The organism is Micrococcus sp. HG099 (assembly GCF_024723355.1).
GTDB lineage: Bacteria > Actinomycetota > Actinomycetes > Actinomycetales > Micrococcaceae > Micrococcus > Micrococcus endophyticus.
Window position 1 is genome coordinate 1 of sequence record NZ_JANQCJ010000303.1, and the last position, 470, is coordinate 470.

The following is a 470-nucleotide window of genomic DNA, read 5'->3' on the forward strand; positions in this document are numbered from 1 at the left end:
CCGCGGGGACCGCGCGCGGGGCGGTGGGGACGGTGTGCACGGTGCCGTCCGGGGCGACGGCCTCGTAGTGCTCGGGCAGCTCCAGGCGCAGCACCTCCCAGCCGCGGGGGGCCGTGGTCCGGCGCGCGTGTTCGGCGCAGAGGTCATAGGTGTGCGGCTCGGCGAGACGGGACAGCGGTCCGATCACCACCTGGGAGTCGGCGTAGTTGTACGTCAGCGTGGCCAGGGCCGGGCTCTGGCATCCGGTCTTGCTACAGCGTCGCATGGGTCCCACGGCAGACCACCCTACTCGGCCGGCCCGTCCGCGCGGTGGCCTACCATGGCGCGCATGACCGCGCCCGCCGCCCCCGATCCCCTCGCCCCGCTGCCCGCCGGGGAGGACGACGCCGCGGGCCCGGAGCGGGGCACGTCCGGCGGCCCGGCCGAGACGGGAGCCCCTCAGCCGGGCGCCGCCGCGTCCGGCGCGGGCG

General features: G+C 78.1%; 1 protein-coding gene. It reads right to left on the reverse strand.

Annotation, left to right across the window (positions count from 1 at the left end):
* The coding region (locus tag NWP10_RS12340) for a DUF3499 domain-containing protein (protein WP_258301095.1) at positions 1 to 265 on the reverse strand (265 nt) is incomplete at its 3' end.
* Positions 266 to 470: the final 205 nt, after the last annotated feature.